Source organism: Xanthomonas sp. NCPPB 1132 (assembly GCF_056629235.1).
On the sequence record NZ_CM152819.1, the window covers coordinates 3,764,845 to 3,784,149 of the forward strand.

A 19,305-nucleotide genomic window follows, 5' to 3' on the forward strand; every position below is an offset into this window, starting at 1 on the left:
TCCATCGCACAAACGCGCGACCGAACGCGCCCGCTAGTCGACCAGCCGCAGCCGCAGCTCCTTGGGCAGGGCGAACACCATCGATTCCGGCTCGCCCGCCAGTTCCGACACGCCATCGGCGCCGAGTTCGCGCAGCCGCGCGATCACCCCGTCCACCAGCACCTGCGGCGCCGAGGCGCCGGCGGTCAGGCCGACGCGACGCTTGCCGGCGATCCAGGCCGGGTCGATCTCGTCGGCACCGTCGATCAGGTAGGACTCCACGCCGTCGCGCCGCGCCAGCTCGCTGAGCCGGTTGGAATTGGAGCTGTTCGGCGAACCGACCACCAGCACCAGGTCGCACTCCCTGGCCAGGTCGCGCACCGCGTCCTGGCGGTTCTGGGTGGCGTAGCAGATGTCGTCGTTCTTCGGCCCCTGCATCGCCGGGTAGCGTGCGCGCAGCGCCTCGATGATGCCGCGGGTGTCGTCCACCGACAGCGTGGTCTGGGTGGTGTAGGCCAGGTTGTCCGGCTGCTGCACGTCCAGCGTGGCGACCTGCTCGATGTCCTCGACCAGGTAGATGCGGCCGGTGCCGCACTCGCGGTCCCACTGCCCCATCGTGCCTTCCACCTCCGGGTGGCCGGCATGGCCGATCAGCACCACGTCGCGGCCGGCGCGGCAGTGCCGGGCCACCTCGAAATGCACCTTGGTCACCAGCGGGCAGGTCGCGTCGAACACCTTCAGCCCACGCCGCTCGGCCTCCTGGCGCACCGCCTGGGCCACGCCGTGGGCGCTGAAGATCACCGTGTTGCCGTCGGGCACCTCGTCCAGTTCCTCGACGAAGATCGCGCCGCGCTGCTTGAGGTCGTCGACCACGAAGCGGTTGTGCACCACCTCGTGGCGCACGTAGATCGGCGCGCCCAGGGTTTCGATCGCCCGCTTGACGATCTCGATCGCGCGATCGACGCCGGCGCAGAAGCCGCGGGGGTTGGCGAGCAGGACATCCATTAGCTAGATCCGCCGGCCGCAGGGGGCCAGGCGCTTCGACAGGGAGAGTGGCACCGATTATCCCGCTTTTCGCTTCGCCTTGCCGTCTAACACGCCGAACAGGGCGATGCCGATGGCGCCGGCGACGATCGCCGAGTCGGCGATGTTGAACGAGGGCCAGTAGTGCTCGCCCACGTACCACTGGATGAAATCGACCACGTGGCCGTGCATCAGCCGGTCGATCACGTTGCCGATCGCGCCACCGATCACCAGCGCGTACGGCAGCGCGCTGCGCCACTCGCCGCGCGGGGTGCGCGCCAGCCACCAGGCCAGCAGGGCGCTGATGCCCACCGCCAGCGCGGTGAAGAACCAGAGCTGCCAGCCGCCGGCCTGGCTCAGGAAACTGAACGCCGCGCCGGTGTTGTAGGTCCGGTACCAGTTCCAGAAGCCGGGAATCACCGGCACCGCGGTGAACTCGGGCAGGCTGGACAGCACCCAGGCCTTGCTCCACTGGTCCAGGCCGATCACCACGGCCGACAGCAGCAGCCAGATCAGGGCGGAGGGGTTGGGTCGTGCGGTCATGCGGGAAGTCCGCCTTGGGCGAATAAGGAAAGGAAGGACGGCCGGCGCCGCAGCCACGGCGCCGCCGCTGGCCCCGGCAGCGCGCAGATCGCGTGGCCGGGGACAGGACTCAGAACCAGCGGCGCTCCTCGCCCGGTCCTTCGATGTTGCTGACGCAGCGGCCGCACAGTTCCGGGTGCGCCGGATCGGCGCCGACGTCGGCGCGGTAGTGCCAGCAACGCACGCACTTGGGCTTCTCGGTGGCCTGGGCGCTGACGAAGATCTCGTCGGTCGTGGCCTCGCGCACCACTACGTCGCCGCTGATGAACAGGAAGCGCAGTTCCTCCTGCAGCGGCTGCAGCTTCGCCGCGGTGGCGGCGTCGGCGGCGACGGTGATCTCCGCCTCCAGCGCCGCGCCGATCACGCCATTGCCGCGCATCGGCTCCAGCACCTTGGCCACCTGCTCGCGCAGCGCCAGCAACTGCTCGAAGTCGGCCGCGCTCAGCGCCGCGTCTTCCGGCAACGGCGCCAGGCCTTCGTACCAGGTCGCGAACAGCACGTTGCCCAGGTGCGCGCCAGGCAGGTAGCCCCACAGTTCGTCGGCGGTGAAGCTCAGGATCGGCGCGATCCAGCGCACGAAGGCCTCGGCCACATGGAACATCGCGGTCTGCGCCGAACGCCGGCCGAGCGAGTCCTCGGCCATCGTGTACAGCCGGTCCTTGGTCACGTCCAGGTACAGCGAACCCAGGTCCACGCTGCAGAAGTTCAGCAGCGCCTGCACGATGGCGGCGAAGTCGTAGCGCGCGTAGGCGGCCTTGATCTGCTCCTGCACCTCGTAGGCGCGGTGCACGATCCAGCGGTCCAGCGCCACCAGTTCCGGCAGCGGCCGCAGGTGCACGGCCGGGTTGAAGCCGTGCAGGTTGCCGAGCAGGAAGCGCGCGGTGTTGCGCAGGCGCCGGTAGGCGTCGGCGTTGCGCTTGAGGATCTCCTGCGACAGCGACATCTCGTTGCTGTAGTCGGCCGAGGCGATCCACAGGCGCAGGATGTCCGCGCCAAGCGTCTTCATGATGTCCTGCGGCTCGATGCCATTGCCCAGCGACTTGGACATCTTGCGGCCGTGCTCGTCCACGGTGAAGCCGTGGGTCAGGCACTGCCGGTACGGCGCCGCGTGGTCCAGCGCCACGCCGGTCAGCAGCGAGGACTGGAACCAGCCGCGGTGCTGGTCGGAGCCTTCCAGGTACAGATCGGCCGGCTTGGGCAGGCCGCGCTCGGTCAGCACCGCCTCGTGGGTGACGCCGGAATCGAACCAGACATCGAGGATGTCGGTGATCTTGTCGTAGTCGCCCGCCTCGTCGCCGAGCAGCTCGGCGGCGTCCAGCGCGTACCACACGTCCACCCCGCCCTCCTCGACGCGGTCGGCGACCTGGCGCATCAGCTCGGTGCTGCGCGGATGCGGCTCGCCGGTCTCGCGGTGCACGAACAGCGCGATCGGCACGCCCCAGGTGCGCTGGCGCGAGATCGTCCAGTCCGGGCGTCCGGCGACCATGCCGGCGATGCGTGCCTGGCCCCAGGCCGGGTACCAGTGCACGCCCTCGATGGCCTGTAGCGCCTCGGCGCGCAGGTTGGCCTGCTCCATCGAGATGAACCACTGCGGCGTGGCGCGGAACGCGATCGGGGTCTTGTGCCGCCAGCAATGCGGGTAGCTGTGGACCATGCTGGCGCGCGCCAGCAGCAGCCCGCGCCCGGCCAGCAGGTCGGCGATGACGTCGTTGGCCTTCCAGATGTGCAGCCCGGCCAGTTCCGTGCCGTCGGCCGCGGGGGTCGACGGCAGGTACACGCCGCGTGCGTCCACCGGGTTGATCTGCGCGGCGTTGTAGCGCTCCAGCAGCCCGTACGGCTTGACCGCCGCGTAGTCCTCCTGGCCGTGGCCGGGCGCGGTGTGCACCGCGCCGGTACCGTCGGTATCGGACACGTGGGTGCCGAGGATCACCGGCACGTCGCGCTCGTCGTAGAAGGGATGCGCCAGCACCTGGTGCTCCAGCGCCGCGCCGGCGACGCGGCCATGCACCACCACCTCATCGACGCCGTAGCGCTGCAGCGCGCGCTCGGCCAGGGCATCGGCCAGCACCAGCCAGCGGCGGCGACCATCGCGGGCCGGGCCTTCCACCAGCGCATAGACCAGCTCCGGCCCCAGCGACACCGCCAGCGAGGCCGGCAGCGTCCACGGCGTGGTGGTCCAGATCGGCACCGCCACGTCCGCACCGTCCGGCAGGGTCGCACCGAACGCGGCGGCCAGCGCCGCACCGTCGCGGGCCGTGTAGGCCACGTCCACCGTCGGCGACTGCTTGTCGGCGTACTCGATCTCGGCCTCGGCCAGCGCCGAGCCGCAGTCGAAGCACCAGTGCACCGGCTTCACGCCGCGGGTCAGGTGGCCGTTCTCGACGATCCTGGCCAGCGCGCGGATCTCGTTGGCCTCGAAATGGAAGTCCAGCGTGCGGTACGGGTTGTCCCAGTCGCCGATCACGCCCAGGCGCTTGAAGTCGCGGCGCTGGATGTCGATCTGCTCGTTGGCGTACTCGCGGCACTTCTGCCGGAACTGCACCGCATCCAGCTTGACCCCGACCTTGCCGAACTTCTTCTCGATCGCGATCTCGATCGGCAGGCCATGGCAGTCCCAGCCCGGGATGTACGGCGCGTCGTAGCCGGACAGGTACTTGGACTTGACGATGATGTCCTTGAGGATCTTGTTGACCGCATGGCCGAGGTGGATCGCGCCATTGGCGTAGGGCGGGCCGTCGTGCAGCACGAACAGCGGCCGGCCCTGGGCGTTGTCGCGCAGCCGCGTGTACAGGCCCTCGCTCTCCCAGCGTGCCAGGATGTCCGGCTCGCGCTTGGGCAGGTCGCCGCGCATCGGGAACTCGGTCGCCGGCAGATGGAGGGTGGCTTTGTAGTCCTGGGTCACGGGCAGTTACCGGTCGGTGGTCTTCAGGGGGAGGTCCGCACGCGGGGCGGCGGACACGGGCGGCAGGCCCGCCACCGCAGGGGCGGCGAGCAATTGCCGCGCCAGCGCGGCGTCGCGGTGCATCTGCGCGGTCAGCGCCGGCAGATCGGCGAAGGTTTCCTCGTCGCGCAGCTTGGCGACGAACTCCACCTCGATGTGGCGACCGTACAGGTCGCCCTGGAAATCGAACAGGTGCGCTTCCAGCAGCGGCTCCACGCCCTGCACGGTCGGGCGGGTGCCGAAGCTGGACACCGACGGCCACGGCTGCGCCGCCACCCCGTGCACCCAGGTGGCGTAGATGCCGGACAGCGCCGGGGTCCGGCCGAACCGCAGGTTGGCGGTGGGATAGCCGAGCGTGCGCCCGAGCTGCTTGCCGCGCACCACGCGCCCGCCGATCGCGTACGGGCGGCCGAGCAGTTCGGCGGCATGGGCGAACTCGCCGGCCACCAGCAGCTCGCGGATGCGGGTGCTGGAGATGCGTTCCTCGCGCAGGTGCACCGGCGCGATCTCGTCGGCGGCGAAGCCGTGCTGGGCGCCCAGCGCACGCAGCAGCGCGATGTCGCCGCCGCGCTTGTGGCCGAAGCGGAACGCCGGGCCGATCCAGACCTCGCGCGCACGCAGGCGCTCGACCAGCACGCGCTGCACGAAGTCCTCCGCGCTCATCGAGGCCATGCGCCGGTCGAAGCGCAGCAGGCCGACGCTGTCGATGCCGAGTTGGAGCAGGCCCTGCACCTTGGCCCGGGCCAGGGTCAGCCGCGGCGGCGGCGCGGCCGGGGCGAAGAACTCGCGCGGCAGCGGCTCGAAGCTCAGCGCCACCGCCGGCACGCCCGCTTCGCGCGCGCGCGCGATCGCCTGCCGCACCAGCGCGCGGTGGCCCAGGTGCAGGCCATCGAAGGCGCCGATGCAGACCACGCTTCCCTGCGGGAACAGAGTCCCGCCCTCGACGTCTCTAAACAGCCTGCTCATTCCTCGGTCCGAAGCGCCGGCGCTGAAGCGCGCCGGCCGATGATGCGTAACCGTTGAGTATAACGGCTGGACCCGGGACCCGGGACCCGAGGCCTTGGGCCTTGGGCCTTGGGCCTTGGGCCTTGGGCCTTGGGCCTTGGGCCTGGGGGCCTGGGGGCCTGGGGGCCTGGGGGCCTGGGGGCCTGGGGGCCTGGGGGCCTAGGGGCCTGGGGCCTGGGGCCTGGGGGCCTGGGCCTGGGCCTGGGCTTGGCTTGGGACTTGGCTAGTCGTGCAGCGCCGGTTCGATCTGGCGGACGAGGCCTGCGAGACATCGCGGCTGGACAGCACGGCACTGCGCCGGCTCTTCGCCCCCCATACCGGGAGCGCGTGCCGGACTGGACATCGCGGGCTGGAGAAGACCACGCACCTGCGCTTCGTCATGCGGTTTGGTCACGCGCATACCTGGGGCACGCGCACTTGAAGAGATCGGTGCACCGAGGCGCAACGAGAACAGACGCGTCCGAACAGTCGGTCGTGACTGTCGATCGCTGAGCCACGCATGTCCGGCCCAAGCACTCAGGCGAGATCACTGCCCAGCTCGATTACGTGGCCGGTACACCACTATCGATGTGCGTCGAGCTTGACCAGGACATCGACCGATGCTATCAACATGAATATCTAACGGAATAGAAATCCCTGACCAAGGAGTGGAAATCTCATGACTGAGACAAGGGATTATCGCGCTCGCCTGATCGATCCTCAAACCTTGACGATTCTGTGCACATACACCTGCACCGCTGCATGCAGGCAATGTTGCTTCGAATCAAGCCCCAAAGTAGCAGGAAGGCTCGAGCGCGAAGCGCTTCTGGCTCGCATCAAGGAAGCCAAGAGTAAGTTTCAGAACCTCAAGATAGTTGTCTTCAGCGGCGGCGAGGCCACCCTTCTGAAAGAGGACCTTTATGAAGCCGTTGCTTTGTGTACGAGCCTAGGGCTCTTGACACGCATCGTTTCGAATGGCTCCTGGGGCAAGACAACACGATCCGCCCATCATGTCGCCGCAGAGCTGGCGGCTTCAGGCCTCTCGGAACTCAACATCAGCACCGGAAAAGATCACCAGGAATTCGTCTCCCAGGACAGCGTCATCAACGCAGCCCAAGCCGTCACCGACCGCATGATCCCAACACTGATCACCGTCGAGGCCGACGAAGAAAGAAACCGCCACTATCGCCATCTGGCATCGGATCCACGAGTACAGAAGTTGCTCAGGGGCGGATTTCTACGCATTCAGTCCAACAGCTGGATGCCCTTCCACAAGGACGCGGACGATCGAGACCAGGAAATCGACCACGAAAGCTTGAGAAATGGCTGCGACCAGATCTTCTCAAACGTCGTTGTCACGCCTCACGACAACCTGTCCGCGTGCTGCGGGTTGACACTCGAGCATATTCCAGAGATGCGCCTCGGCCGTTGTAACGGCAGCAACATGGACGAACTCTATTACGGCCAGTCCCAAGACTTCCTCAAATTCTGGATACACACGGATGGTCCATACGCGATCATCGAAAGTGTTCTAGGCAAGGAATCCGCCAAGATTCTTGATGGCGTCGTCCACATCTGCCAAGCCTGCGCAATTCTTCATAAAAATGACGAGGTAAAGCGCGCAGTGCTATCCCGTTATCAGCAGCTTGCGCCGGAAGTCATGACAAGGTTCTACCTGAAGCGAGCCCTGGAAGCTTCGAGCAAAGAAACCTCCCCCATCTCAGACAAGGAAGAGGAGACCACATGAAGAGAAGGAAATTCATACAGGCCGCCCTGGTTGCTCCGGTCGCCGCCACAGCCAGCGCCAGCGGCGCCAGCTCCGAAAGACTCTACGGAACCCCGCTGAGCGTTCAAGCCGACGGGGGCCAGGCGGCGGCAAGGTTCATGCTTCCGCTTTCGCAGACCGGTCTTCCAGCTGATTCGTGGGCGGAATTGGCGCGAGTCGCACAAGTCGTTGATGGCGTATTGACCTCTAGCGAAGATTCAACCCGCTTCCGTGCGTCCCCAGAGAAATTCCTTCGATCCCATGGGCTCGACGGCTCTGACAAGATACTCAATAGCGAAGTCACCAGGATGCTTGCCTGCGCAAGCGATCCAGCTGTTCGTCGCGCGTTAGAGAATTCAGACTGGGATGGTGCAATCAAACTCTTTAAGGCAGCCGGGCTCTTCGAGCAGCCCGACACGTCGGTGCTGACCAACCGCATCGCGACTGCGCTGCAAGGGAACTATGATGAAATCGCCAAGATTCTTCGCTCTGAAGGACTGGTCACGGAAAAAGAACAGGACCAGGCACTTCTGGAGCTCATCACCCACAGCTCCGGCACCCCAACGGAAGACGACTTGGCAGCGCTCTACCATCTGACTTCCTCTGGGCGCGTCACGCCTATGTTCTGCACAACCGTGACCATTTGTGTTGCGGCCGTGACAGCCGGCGCCGCGGTTACCGCAGTGGTCTATCTGATGGTGGCAGTCGTTTCTGCAGCTGCCGTTCTTACTCAGGTCAGCACCTCCGGCAGTTCGCCACAACTCCCGCAACTCGTTGACGATCGCGGAGGTGCGTTCAATGGAAGCATGACAAGGCTTGATCCGCTGTTGGTTAGGAACAGCCAGCGCACGCTGCGGCTTGGAGCAATCCTTGGTAACGCGGAACTTCAAACCCAGGTGTATCGAGACCTGATCTCACGCGAAGTGGATGCATTCATGCGCGCCATGGCCAGTGCAGGCCTCTTCCGCTTCGACGAGGCCCAACTCGGAACAGCGATATCCGCGGTCCAGGCCTATTCACTCAGGGTCTGCGGTCTAGCACCTCAAAGTGAGAGCCGGAGCAAGTGATGACGTTTAGATCAAAGATCGACTGGTGGTTAGCGGCCATCATGCTGACAGTGATCACTGTCTCTCTAGTGACCGTCGCAGCTGCGCTGCATGGACGATCCAATGGCGGCCTGCTAACGGCGGCATTGGTCATGGTCATCGGTGTCGTGCTGCCTGTCTGGCTTCTGCTTTCCACGGCTTACACCGTTGGACCAGAAGCCCTCATTGTTCGCAGCGGCCCGTTCAGGCAACGCATACCGCTGGATCAGATTGGCGACATCAGGCCCTCATCAAATCCAGTTTCCAGCCCAGCCCTCTCTCTTGATCGCCTTGAAATACATCACGGCCAGAACACAACCCTGGTCTCTCCGAAAGACAAACAGGGGTTCGTCAAGGCCATTAGAGACGCGCAAGGCGCATTGGGAAAACGCTGATCAGCCTGTGCCGATAGCAACGAAGGCGAGATCGGAATCGACCGATGGAACAGCAGGCATTGGCAAATTGCTGCGAATCAGGACGGATGAGCGGAATTGCCGGCAGCCGCGCCGAAACGTGCCCTGCCGAGGATGCAGCAGGCCTTGCCGCGGACGGCGTTGTGAGCGGCGATCTGGCTGTACCCGAAGGCGGGCTGGGCTTCCCGCCGATCGGTTAGTTGTGCCATGAGCGGCAACAGCAGCCCGGTGCGCCCTAAGAATGGCGCCCGGTTGGAACACCGTCAGCGTTGTCTTAGGCAAGCAATTCAAGCCATCCCGCGCATCCGCGCAAAATCCCGAATCCCGAATCCCGAATCCCGGGCCTGGGGCCCAGCCCCGGGCCCCGGGCCCCGCGCCTCACTGTTCCCGCAGATCCCGCGGCCGGAACCCCAGCGCCAGCAACGCCAGCAGGTACACCGCGCCGCCACCGCCGACCAGCAGCAGCAGGCCGCCGATGCGGTGCCACTTGTCCATCCCGGTGAACGCCGGCAGCCAATGCTGACCCAGCAGTAGCACCGCAATCATGGGCGCACAGGCAAGGCCCAGCCGCAGCAGGTAACCGCCCCAGCCCGGCTTGGGCTGGTAGACCTGGTCGCGGCGCAGCCAGCGCCACAGCAGCGACAGGTTGAGGTAGCTGGCCACCGCGCTGGCCAGGCCCAGCGCCAGGTGCAGGCCCGGCACCGCCTCCAGCGCCGCACGCACGCCCTGCGCGCGCAACTCGGCCGGCACCCACAACTGGTACAGGATCGCCAGGAACAGCAGGTTCAGCGCCATGTTGGCGACCAGCGCGGCGACGCCGGCACGCACCGGCGTGCGCGTGTCCTGGCGCGAGTAGAACGCCGGCAGCAGCACCTTGAGCAGGGCGAACGCCGGCAGGCCGAAGCTCAGCCCGAATACCGACATCGCCGCCATCCGCGTATCGAAGGCGGTGAACTTGCCGTACTGGAACAGGGTCGCCACCAGCGGCTGGCTCAACAACATCAAGCCCAGGGTCGCCGGCACCGCGATCAGCAAGGTGGTACGCAGCCCCCAGTCCAGCGCGTTGGAGAACCCGGCGCGATCGGTCTTGACGTGGTGCCGCGACAGCGCCGGCAGGATCACCGTGCCCAGGGCCACCCCGAACACACCCAGCGGCAGCTCCAGGAAGCGGTCGGCCTGCGACAGCCAGCTCTGCGAGCCGGCATACAGGAACGAGGCGATCACCGTGTCCAGCAGCAGATTGATCTGCGCGATCGAGGAGCCGAACAGGGTCGGCACCATCAGGGTCAGCACCCGGCGCACGTCCGGATGCTGCCAGCCCCAGCGCGGCAGGGTCAGCAGGTCGATGCCGCGCAGGGCCGGCAACTGGAACAGCAACTGCAGCACGCCGGCCACCAGCACCGCCCAGCCCATCGCCAGGATCGGCACCTGCAGCCGCGGCGCCAGCCACAATGCGCCGGCAATCATGCACAGGTTAAGGATCACCGGGGTCAGCGCCGGCAGGCCGAAGCGATGGAAGCTGTTGAGCGCACCGCCGGCCAGCGCGGTCAGCGACACGAACAGCAGGAACGGGAAGGTCAGCCGCAGCAGGTCGACGATCAGCCCGAACTTGGCCGGATTGTCGATCGAGCCAGGATTGAACAGCATCGCCATCTGCGGGGTGAAGAGCAGCCCCAGCGCGGTGACCAGCAGCAGCACTCCACCCAGGGTGCCTGACACCCGCGACATCAGCGCGCGCAGGTCGGCGTGCGGCCGGGTTTCCTTTACCTCGGTGAACACCGGCACGAAGGCGGTGGCGAACGAGCCTTCGGCGAACAGCCGGCGCAGGAAGTTGGGAATGCGGAACGCCACCCAGAACGCATCGCTGGTGGCGTTCGAGCCGAAGGAGTAGTTGATGGCCTGGTCGCGCACCAGGCCCAGCAGGCGCGACACCATGGTCATGCTGCTGAACGACAGCAGCCCGCGAAGCATGCGCGGCTGGCTCATGCGACGGCCCTCTTGACAATTGACTTGACGCGAATATTCGGACGCTTCATACTCTCCCGCTTGTTTTTATCCACCACACAGCTTTCCAGGAAACCACCACCGTGGCCAATATCAAGTCCGCCAAGAAGCGCGCCAAGCAGACCGTCGTGCGCAACGCGCGCAACACGGCTCAGCGTTCGATGCTGCGCACCGCCGTCAAGAAGGTCATCAAGGCCCTGGACGCCAACGACGCAGCCGGCGCCGAAGCCGCCTTCGCCATCGCCCAGCCGATCCTCGACCGTTTCAGCTCGCGTGGCCTGATCCACAAGAACAAGGCTGCCCGCCACAAGAGCCGCCTGAGCGCCCGCATCAAGGCGATCAAGACCGCCGCCTGATCGGCCGCCGTCGACGCCGGAAGCGCCTACGCTTCCGGCAGCACCATGAAAAAGCCCGGCCTTGGCCGGGTTTTTCGTGTGCGCGTCATCCCACGCTGCGCGCCGTCGCACGGCGCGGGACTCAGGAGGCATCGGCGGCCGCATCCAGCGCGTCCTCGCGCTGACGATCGAAGAACGCCATCACGTCCTTCATGATCGGCCAGGTACCTTCGCGGCCCAGCGCCGAGACCAGGTACCAGGGCTGGGTCCAGCCCAGCTCGGTGACGACCTGTTCGGCCAGCGCCCGCGCCTCGTCCTCGAACATCAGGTCGGCCTTGTTCAGCACCAGCCAGCGCGGCTTGGCCAGCAGCTCCGGGTCGTGCTTCTGCAGCTCGCGCTCGATCGCGCGCACCTGCTCGGTCGGCGACACGCCGTCCACGCCGCCTTCCATGGGCGCCAGATCCACCAGGTGCAGCAGCAGGCGGGTGCGCTGCAGGTGGCGCAGGAACTGCGCACCGAGGCCGGCGCCGTCGGCGGCCCCCTCGATCAACCCCGGAATGTCGGCGATCACGAAGCTGCGATAGGCCTCGACACTGACCACGCCCAGGTTCGGGTACAGCGTGGTGAACGGATAGTCGGCGACCTTCGGCGTGGCCGCGGACACCGCCCGGATGAAGGTGCTCTTGCCGGCATTGGGGAAGCCCAGCAGGCCGACGTCGGCCAGCAGCTTCAGCTCCAGCTTGAGCGTGCGCTCCTCGCCCTCCTCGCCCGGCGTCGCCTTGCGCGGCGCGCGCGTCACCGAACTCTTGAAGTGCATGTTGCCCAGGCCGCCCTTGCCGCCCTGCGCGACCAGCAGGCGGTCGCCGTGCGCGACCAGGTCGCCGATGACTTCGTCGGTCTCGACGTTGATCACCACGGTGCCGACCGGCACGGTGATGGTCAGGTCCTCGCCGGCCTTGCCGTACATCTGCCGGCCCATGCCGTTCTCGCCGCGCTGCGCACGGAACGCGCGCTGATGGCGGAAGTCGACCAGGGTGTTGAGATTCTCGTCGGCGACCAGCCACACGCTGCCGCCGTTGCCGCCATCGCCGCCATCGGGCCCACCCAGCGGGATGAACTTCTCGCGGCGAAAGCCGATGCAGCCATTGCCGCCATTGCCGGCCGTGACCTGGATTTCCGCTTCGTCTACGAGTTTCATGGATAACAACCGGGAATGGGGAATGGTGAATCGGGAATGGAAAAAGCGAGCCGTCACCGCGGCGACGATTCTATGTCGCAGCCGCAGATCGGCAAAATCCATCACTGCATTGCCTGACGCAACCAGGACAGGGCGAGTTCACGGGAGGCGCCTTTGCCATTCCCGATTCCCCACTCCCCATTCCCAGCCGCAAAACAAAAACCCCGCCGAAGCGGGGCTTTCGTCAGCAAGCCTGCGCCACGGCGCAGGCCCTGGACACCGGCGACTTACGCCTCGGTGACCACGCTCACGGTGCGGCGCTTCTTGGCGCCCTTCACCGAGAACTCGACCTTGCCGTCGACCAGCGCGAACAGGGTGTGGTCGCGGCCCAGGCCGACGCCGGCGCCCGGGTGGAACTGGGTGCCGCGCTGACGCACGATGATGTTGCCGGCTTCGATGGCCTGGCCGCCGAACATCTTCACGCCCAGGTACTTCGGGTTGGAGTCGCGGCCGTTGCGCGAGGAACCTACGCCTTTTTTGTGTGCCATGACTGCTGCTCCTTACTTCTTGTCGCCACCGGCGATGCCGGTGATCTCGATTTCGGTGTAGTGCTGCCGATGACCCTGACGCTTCATGTGGTGCTTGCGGCGGCGGAACTTGATGATGCGCACCTTGTCGGCGCGGCCGTGGGCCACGACCTTGGCGGTGACGGCGGCGCCTTTCAGCGCGTCGCCGATCTTGATGCCGTCGCTGTCGCCCAGCATCAGGATGTTGTCGAACGTGATCTCGTTGCCGGCTTCGACTTCGAGCTTTTCCACGCGGAGCGTTTCGCCCTGCGCGACGCGGTATTGCTTACCGCCGGTGACCAGTACTGCGTACATGACCAGACTTCCTCTGTAGTTATTGTGGTCGTTCCTGCCGTGCCGTTTCGGGCAGACAGGAGCGGGATTGTAAGCCGCCGCGCGCGGCAGGGTCAAGCCCACCCAGGCCCGGACTGTCAAGCCCCGCGGGCCGGCGCGGCTGCCTGAACCAGCCAGCCGCCGGCGCCCGGCGGCGCTGGCATCTGCGGCAATTGCCCCCACCTGACAAGCTGGGTACGCTGATCGATTGCCGTCCCCTTTCCGCCCCCACACTGGCCAGCGGCACCGCCACGGCCGGCACATTCCGGAATCTCTTCATGGCGATGGATTACATCCGCATCCGCGGCGCGCGGACGCACAACCTCAAGAATCTCGACCTCGACCTGCCCCGCGACAAGCTGATCGTGATCACCGGCCTGTCCGGGTCCGGCAAGTCCTCGCTGGCGTTCGACACCATCTACGCCGAAGGCCAGCGCCGCTACGTGGAGTCGCTGTCGGCGTACGCGCGGCAGTTCCTCAGCGTGATGGAGAAGCCCGACATCGATCACATCGAAGGCCTGTCGCCGGCGATCGCGATCGAACAAAAGTCGACCTCGCACAACCCGCGCTCGACCGTCGGCACCATCACCGAGATCTACGACTACCTGCGCCTGCTGTACGCACGCGTCGGCCAGCCGCGCTGCCCCGACCACGGCTATCCGCTGGAGGCGCAGACCGTCAGCCAGATGGTCGACCAGGTGCTGACCCTGGACCCGGAGCAGCGCTACATGCTGCTGGCGCCGGTGATCCGCGAGCGCAAGGGCGAGCATGCGCAGGTGTTCGAGCAACTGCGCGCGCAGGGCTTCGTGCGCGTGCGCGTGGACGGCGAGCTGTACGAGATCGACGCGGTGCCGGCGCTGGCGCTGCGCCAGAAGCACACCATCGAGGCGGTGATCGACCGCTTCCGCCCGCGCGAGGACATCAAGCAGCGCCTGGCCGAGAGCTTCGAGACCGCGCTGAAGCTGGCCGACGGCATGGTGGCGGTGCAGTCGCTGGACGACACCGCGGCCGCGCCGCACCTGTTCTCCTCCAAGTACAGCTGCCCGGTCTGCGACTACTCGTTGCCGGAGCTGGAACCGCGCCTGTTCTCGTTCAACGCGCCGATGGGCGCCTGCCCGAGCTGCGATGGCCTGGGCGTGGCCGAGTTCTTCGATCCGGAGCGGGTGGTGGTGCATCCGGAGCTGTCGCTGTCGGCCGGCGCGGTGCGCGGCTGGGACCGGCGCAACGCGTACTACTTCCAGCTGATCGCCTCGCTGGCCAAGCACTACAGGTTCGACGTCGACGCGCCCTGGCAGTCGCTGCCGGCGAGCGTGCGCCAGGCCGTGCTGTACGGCAGCGGCGACGAGACCATCACCTTCACCTACTTCACCGACGCCGGCGGCCGCACCCAGCGCAAGCATCGCTTCGAGGGCATCATCCCCAACCTGGAGCGCCGCTACCGCGAGACCGAATCGCCGGCGGTGCGCGAGGAACTGGCCAAGTACATCAGCGAACGGCCGTGCCCGGACTGCAAGGGCGCGCGCCTGAACAAGGCCGCGCGCAACGTGTTCGTCGCCGACCGTCCGCTGCCGGACCTGGTGGTGCTGCCGATCGACGACGCGCTGAGCTTCTTCCGCCAGCTCGACCTGCCCGGCTGGCGCGGCGAGATCGCCAGCAAGATCGTCAAGGAGATCGCCGAGCGGCTGGGCTTCCTGGTCGACGTCGGCCTGGATTACCTGACCCTCGAACGCAAGGCCGACACCCTGTCCGGTGGCGAGGCGCAGCGCATCCGCCTGGCCAGCCAGATCGGCGCCGGCCTGGTCGGGGTGATGTACGTGCTCGACGAGCCGTCGATCGGCCTGCACCAGCGCGACAACGAACGCCTGCTCGGCACCCTCACCCGCCTGCGCGACCTCGGCAACACGGTGATCGTGGTCGAGCACGACGAGGACGCGATCCGCCTGGCCGACTACGTGCTGGACATCGGCCCCGGCGCCGGCGTGCACGGCGGCGAGGTGGTCGGCCAGGGCAGCGTGCAGGACCTGCTGAAGGCGCCGCGCTCGCTGACCGGGCAATACCTGTCGGGCAAGCGCCGCATCGAGATCCCGGCCAAGCGCCACAAGGCCAATCCGAAGATGACCCTGCACCTGCGCGGGGCTACCGGCAACAACCTCAAGAACGTCGACCTGGACATCCCGGCCGGCCTGCTGACCTGCATCACCGGCGTGTCCGGTTCGGGCAAGTCGACGCTGATCAACGACACCTTGTTCACCCTGGCGGCGAACGAGATCAACGGCGCCTCGCACAGCGTGGCGCCGTACCGCGAGATCGAGCACCTGGACCTGTTCGACAAGGTCGTGGACATCGACCAGTCGCCGATCGGCCGCACCCCGCGCTCCAACCCGGCCACCTACACCGGCCTGTTCACCCCGCTGCGCGAACTGTTCGCGCAGGTGCCGGAAGCTCGCTCGCGCGGCTACTCGCCGGGCCGCTTCAGCTTCAACGTGCGTGGCGGCCGTTGCGAGGCCTGCCAGGGCGACGGCCTGATCAAGGTGGAGATGCACTTCCTGCCGGACGTGTACGTGCCCTGCGACGTCTGCCACGGCAAGCGCTACAACCGCGAGACGCTGGAGATCCTGTACAAGGGCTTCAACATCAACGACGTGCTGGAGATGACCGTCGAGGATGCGCTGAAGTTGTTCGAGCCGGTGCCGTCGATCGCGCGCAAGCTGGAGACCCTGGTCGACGTGGGCTTGAGCTACATCAAGCTCGGGCAGAGCGCGACCACCCTGTCCGGCGGCGAGGCGCAGCGCGTGAAGCTGTCCAAGGAACTGTCGCGGCGCGATACCGGCCGCACCCTGTACATCCTCGACGAGCCGACCACCGGCCTGCACTTCCACGACATCGAGGCGCTGCTGGGCGTGCTGCACAAGCTGCGCGACGAGGGCAACACCGTGGTGGTGATCGAACACAACCTGGACGTGATCAAGACCGCGGACTGGATCGTCGACCTCGGCCCGGAAGGCGGCCACCGCGGCGGCACCATCCTGGTCACCGGCACGCCGGAAGACGTGGCGGCGTGCCCGCAGTCGTACACCGGCCAGTTCCTGGCGCGGATGCTGCCCTCCACCAGCGCGCGCCCGGAGCAGCCGGCGGCGATGGCCAACAAGCCCGACGCGCGCCCGCCGCGCAAGGCCAAGCCGGAGAAGCCGGCGAAGAAGCAGGCGGTGGCCGCCAAGAGCGGCAAGGCCAGCAAGAGCACCACCAGTACCGGCACCAAGAAGAAGAAGGACGTTTGATGAGCAGCGAACACAAGATCCTGGCGCGCATTCCGATCAGCGTGCGCTGGCGCGACATGGACAGCATGGGTCACGTCAACAACGCCAAGTACATCTCCTACCTGGAAGAGGCGCGCGTGCGCTGGATGCTGGGCGTGGAAGGCGTCTCCATGAGCGACCGCATCGCACCGGTGGTGGTGGCGACCAACGTCAACTACCGCGCGCCGATCGTGTGGCCCAACGACATCCTGGTCGAACTGTTCGTCGAGCGCCTGGGCACCAGCAGCGTGACCATCGGCCACCGCATCGTCGACCAGCAGGACGAGAGCCGGCTCTATTCCGACGGCCACGTGGTGGTGGTGTGGATGGACACCCAGACCGGCAAGAGCGCGCCGCTGCCTGAGGCCGTACGCAAGGCGACGAGCTGACGCCTGCGCTTGCGCCGGACCCGACCCGGCGCATCGCCCCCTTTGCAGTGACCTGCCCACGCAGGAGCAGCGTGCGCTCCTTGTGGGAGGGACTTCAGTCCCGACGACGGATGGTGTCAGCCGACGCGGGGCTTCGCCTGTCGCGGCTGAAGCCGCTCCTACGAGGTACCAAGGAACTCCCCCTACATCGCCTGCTTGCGCACGGTCAGCGTCGCATCGGCCTTGCCCCCGCCTTCCAACTGCAGCTGCAGCGGCACGGCCTGGCCTTCGGTCAGCGCGCCCTTGCCCTGCATCAGCATCAGGTGCATGCCGCCCGGCTTGAGTTCCACGCGCGCGCCAGGCGCCAGCGGCACGCGCTCGACCGCGCGCATGCGGCTGACGCCGGCCACGACCGTGGTCTCGTGCAACGACACATCGCCGAAGCCGGGGCTGCTGGCGCCGGTGACCGTGACCGGCTTGGCGCAGCCGTTGTGGAGTACGCCGTAGCCGGCGGTCATCGGCATCGCCGGATTCGGCGGCAGCCGCACCCAGCCCTGCTCGAGGGTGACGCAGGCCGGCTGCGCGGCCGACGCCGCGGTGGCGACCGTGCACAGCACCATCAATACGCCAGCGAATGGTTTGGTTATCATCGCCGCGGTTCCTTCTTCGAAAGCAGACCGCAGCATGACGACGCTCATCGACGTGATCAACCACGGCCCCATCCGCGAGCTGCGCCTGGCGCGGCCGCCGGTCAATGCGCTGGACACCGAACTGTGCGGCCAGTTGATCCAGGCCATCGAGCAGGCCGGCGCCGACGGCGCGCACGGCCTGGTGCTGTCGGGCAACGAACGCCTGTTCTCCGCCGGCATGGACGTGCCGCACCTGCTGAGTCACGGCGACGACCGCGCCAAGCTGCTCGCCAGCTGGCAGCAGTTCTTCGGTGCGGCGCGCGCGCTGGCCGCCAGCCCGATCCCGGTGGTGGCGGCGCTGACCGGCCACGCCCCGGCCGGCGGCTGCGTGCTGGCGCTGTGCTGCGACTACCGGGTGATGGCGCGCAGCCCCGAGCCGGCGCGCCCGGTCACCATCGGGCTCAACGAGACCCAGGTCGGCCTGGTCGCGCCGGAAGGCATCCAGCGCCTGCTGCGGCGGGTGGTCGGCGCGCACAGCGCCGAGCGTCTGCTGGTCGGCGGCGACCTGGTCAGCGCCGAGCGCGCACTGGAGATCGATCTGGTCGACGAACTGGTCGATGCCGACCTGGTGGTGGCGCGCGCGCTGGCCTGGCTGCTGGACCTGCTGAAGCGGCCGCGGCAGCCGATGCTGCAGACCCGGGCCATCGCCCGCGCCGACCTGCGCGCGGCGCTGGCCGACGAACATATCGGCCTGGAGCGCTTGATCGACGACTGGCAGGCGCCGGACACCCAGGCCGCGCTGCGCGCGCTGGCGGCGCGGCTCGGCAAGGGCTGAGCGCGGCGGCAGGCGGGCACGCGCGGACGGCCCGGTATAATCGGCCCACGTCCGTCGCCAGGCCCCGCCTCTTGTCCGCCAAGCCCGCCCCCGTCGTCTCCGAACTGATCGAGCTGCTGTCGCTGGAGCGGCTGGAGGACAACCTGTTCCGCGGCCAGAGCCGCGACATCGGCACCAAGTACGTGTTCGGCGGCCAGGTGCTGGGCCAGGCGCTGTCGGCGGCACAGGCCACGGTGGAGAACGCGCGCCGCGTGCATTCGCTGCACGCCTACTTCCTGCGCGCCGGCGACATCGAGCACCCCATCGTCTACGACGTGGACCGCACCCGCGACGGCGGCAGCTTCTCGGTACGCCGGGTCACCGCGATCCAGCACGGCAAGGTGATCTTCTTCTGCGCGGCCTCGTTCCAGGAACAGGAGGACGGCGCCACCCACCAACTGAAGATGCCGGAAGTGCCGCAGCCGGAAGACATCGAGCCGACTCCGGCGGCGCGCCCGGAAGTGCTGGCGACGCTGCCGACCAAGGTGCAGCGCTGGCTCTCGCGCGGCGGCCCGTTCGAGTTCCGTCACGTGTATCCGCGCGACGAACTGAATCCGCCCAAGCGCCCGCCGTTCCAGCAGATGTGGCTGCGCCTGAGCGAGCCGGTCGGCGATGCGCCGGAACTGCACCAGGCGCTGCTCGCCTACGCCTCGGACTTCCACCTGCTCGGCACAGCCACCTTCCCGCACGGCATCAGCTATTACACGCCGAACGTGCAGATGGCTTCGCTCGACCACGCGCTGTGGTTCCACCGCCCGTTCCGCGCCGACGACTGGCTGCTGTACTCGCTGGACAGCCCCAGCGCGCAGGGCGCGCGCGGCCTGGCGCGCGGGCAGTTCTTCACCCGCGACGGGACCCTGGTGGCGAGCACCGCACAGGAAGGCCTGATCCGCGTGGTCCCTGACGCCGACGCCGCGGCGCAGGTTCCGGCAAAGCGCTGAGGACACGGAC

Annotated in this window: 18 protein-coding genes; 9 read left to right on the forward strand and 9 right to left on the reverse strand. The window is 67.3% G+C overall.

The window, feature by feature from the left end:
• Positions 1–33: 33 nt before the first annotated feature.
• The 4 genes from ispH to AC1G9L_RS16065 form a co-directional block, all read right to left on the reverse strand.
• Positions 34–984 carry a 4-hydroxy-3-methylbut-2-enyl diphosphate reductase gene (gene ispH / locus AC1G9L_RS16050; protein WP_019801838.1) on the reverse strand — a complete coding sequence of 317 codons (951 nt, stop codon included), beginning with the start codon at positions 982–984 and terminating at the stop codon, positions 34–36.
• A gap of 57 nt (positions 985–1,041) precedes the next feature.
• A complete protein-coding gene (lspA, locus tag AC1G9L_RS16055) occupies positions 1,042–1,545 on the reverse strand; it encodes a signal peptidase II (RefSeq protein WP_019801837.1) in 504 nt (167 codons plus the stop codon).
• Between the two features lie 109 nt (positions 1,546–1,654).
• Positions 1,655–4,486, reverse strand: a complete 2,832-nt coding sequence (gene ileS, locus AC1G9L_RS16060; protein ID WP_019801836.1) for an isoleucine--tRNA ligase — start codon at positions 4,484–4,486, stop codon at positions 1,655–1,657.
• A 6-nt stretch (positions 4,487–4,492) separates the two neighbouring features.
• Complete coding sequence (locus AC1G9L_RS16065; RefSeq protein ID WP_481069493.1) at positions 4,493–5,491, reverse strand: bifunctional riboflavin kinase/FAD synthetase; 999 nt, start codon at positions 5,489–5,491, stop codon at positions 4,493–4,495.
• 697 nt (positions 5,492–6,188) lie between these two features.
• Between AC1G9L_RS16065 and AC1G9L_RS16070 the strand changes: the two genes are divergently transcribed.
• From AC1G9L_RS16070 to AC1G9L_RS16085, 4 genes are read left to right on the forward strand one after another with little or no spacing between them, the layout of a single operon-like run.
• Positions 6,189–7,256 carry a radical SAM protein gene (locus AC1G9L_RS16070; protein WP_481069494.1) on the forward strand — a complete coding sequence of 356 codons (1,068 nt, stop codon included), beginning with the start codon at positions 6,189–6,191 and terminating at the stop codon, positions 7,254–7,256.
• Positions 7,253–8,341, forward strand: a complete 1,089-nt coding sequence (locus AC1G9L_RS16075; RefSeq protein ID WP_019800031.1) for a hypothetical protein — start codon at positions 7,253–7,255, stop codon at positions 8,339–8,341. The genes AC1G9L_RS16070 and AC1G9L_RS16075 overlap by 4 nt, the downstream gene beginning before the upstream one ends.
• On the forward strand, positions 8,341–8,754 hold the full coding sequence (locus AC1G9L_RS16080; protein WP_481069495.1) for a PH domain-containing protein: 414 nt from the start codon (positions 8,341–8,343) through the stop codon (positions 8,752–8,754). The genes AC1G9L_RS16075 and AC1G9L_RS16080 overlap by 1 nt, the downstream gene beginning before the upstream one ends.
• A 44-nt stretch (positions 8,755–8,798) precedes the next feature.
• Positions 8,799–8,972, forward strand: coding sequence for a hypothetical protein (locus AC1G9L_RS16085; protein ID WP_481069496.1), 174 nt, complete (start codon positions 8,799–8,801; stop codon positions 8,970–8,972).
• A gap of 178 nt (positions 8,973–9,150) precedes the next feature.
• On the opposite strand, the gene murJ is transcribed toward AC1G9L_RS16085, so the two are convergent.
• Positions 9,151–10,743: a murein biosynthesis integral membrane protein MurJ gene (murJ, locus tag AC1G9L_RS16090; protein ID WP_481071167.1), complete on the reverse strand. Its 1,593-nt coding sequence runs from the start codon at positions 10,741–10,743 to the stop codon at positions 9,151–9,153.
• Positions 10,744–10,859: 116 nt separating this feature from the next.
• On the opposite strand from murJ, the gene rpsT reads away from it, so the two are divergent.
• A complete protein-coding gene (gene rpsT, locus AC1G9L_RS16095) occupies positions 10,860–11,132 on the forward strand; it encodes a 30S ribosomal protein S20 (protein ID WP_010341167.1) in 273 nt (90 codons plus the stop codon).
• Between the two features lie 121 nt (positions 11,133–11,253).
• Here the strand turns inward: rpsT and cgtA are convergent, their stop codons facing one another.
• From cgtA to rplU, 3 genes are all read right to left on the reverse strand, one after another.
• Positions 11,254–12,309, reverse strand: a complete 1,056-nt coding sequence (gene cgtA / locus AC1G9L_RS16100; protein ID WP_019800033.1) for an Obg family GTPase CgtA — start codon at positions 12,307–12,309, stop codon at positions 11,254–11,256.
• A 266-nt stretch (positions 12,310–12,575) separates the two neighbouring features.
• Positions 12,576–12,836, reverse strand: a complete 261-nt coding sequence (gene rpmA, locus AC1G9L_RS16105; protein WP_010341169.1) for a 50S ribosomal protein L27 — start codon at positions 12,834–12,836, stop codon at positions 12,576–12,578.
• A gap of 12 nt (positions 12,837–12,848) precedes the next feature.
• Positions 12,849–13,169 carry a 50S ribosomal protein L21 gene (rplU, locus tag AC1G9L_RS16110; protein ID WP_010341170.1) on the reverse strand — a complete coding sequence of 107 codons (321 nt, stop codon included), beginning with the start codon at positions 13,167–13,169 and terminating at the stop codon, positions 12,849–12,851.
• A gap of 296 nt (positions 13,170–13,465) precedes the next feature.
• On the opposite strand from rplU, the gene uvrA reads away from it, so the two are divergent.
• Positions 13,466–16,465 carry an excinuclease ABC subunit UvrA gene (gene uvrA, locus AC1G9L_RS16115; protein WP_019800034.1) on the forward strand — a complete coding sequence of 1,000 codons (3,000 nt, stop codon included), beginning with the start codon at positions 13,466–13,468 and terminating at the stop codon, positions 16,463–16,465.
• Complete coding sequence (locus AC1G9L_RS16120) at positions 16,465–16,872, forward strand: thioesterase family protein (protein WP_019800035.1); 408 nt, start codon at positions 16,465–16,467, stop codon at positions 16,870–16,872. The genes uvrA and AC1G9L_RS16120 overlap by 1 nt, the downstream gene beginning before the upstream one ends.
• A 182-nt stretch (positions 16,873–17,054) precedes the next feature.
• On the opposite strand, the gene AC1G9L_RS16125 is transcribed toward AC1G9L_RS16120, so the two are convergent.
• Entirely contained in the window at positions 17,055–17,501 is a 447-nt protein-coding gene (locus tag AC1G9L_RS16125; protein ID WP_481069497.1) for a copper chaperone PCu(A)C, read from the reverse strand.
• A gap of 34 nt (positions 17,502–17,535) precedes the next feature.
• Between AC1G9L_RS16125 and AC1G9L_RS16130 the strand changes: the two genes are divergently transcribed.
• Both AC1G9L_RS16130 and tesB read left to right on the forward strand, forming a co-directional pair.
• Positions 17,536–18,315, forward strand: coding sequence for an enoyl-CoA hydratase/isomerase family protein (locus AC1G9L_RS16130; protein WP_481069498.1), 780 nt, complete (start codon positions 17,536–17,538; stop codon positions 18,313–18,315).
• Positions 18,316–18,386: 71 nt separating this feature from the next.
• Positions 18,387–19,295 carry an acyl-CoA thioesterase II gene (gene tesB, locus AC1G9L_RS16135; protein WP_010341175.1) on the forward strand — a complete coding sequence of 303 codons (909 nt, stop codon included), beginning with the start codon at positions 18,387–18,389 and terminating at the stop codon, positions 19,293–19,295.
• Positions 19,296–19,305: the final 10 nt, after the last annotated feature.